This window comes from Colwellia marinimaniae (genome assembly GCF_002207865.1).
GTDB classification, from domain to species: Bacteria; Pseudomonadota; Gammaproteobacteria; order Enterobacterales; family Alteromonadaceae; genus Colwellia; species Colwellia marinimaniae.
Map to the genome: position 1 here is coordinate 1 of NZ_BDQM01000381.1, position 254 is coordinate 254.

General features: G+C 43.3%; 1 pseudogene. It reads right to left on the reverse strand.

What is annotated here, in order from left to right:
• Nucleotides 1-38: 38 nt before the first annotated feature.
• Nucleotides 39-254, reverse strand: a pseudogene (locus MTCD1_RS19740) (hypothetical protein); the annotation flags it as partial.

The following is a 254-nucleotide window of genomic DNA, read 5'->3' on the forward strand; positions in this document are numbered from 1 at the left end:
ACCCAGATCCACACCGGTAACTTGTAATGCCGCTTCATTCACGCCATCTTCTGGACGCGCATGCGTGGTGCTAATACATAATACGGACCAATTTTTTTATGTGCAGCTTTAATTGCATCCACATAACTGGTTCCAATTTCACCGCTAGCCAACAATGTCGAGCAGGTCAAATCTAATGCTGCATCGACAGTCAGGTTTTCCTCAGTCGTAATAACAATGCCGTCATTAACAATTAAATCAAACAGACACATGAC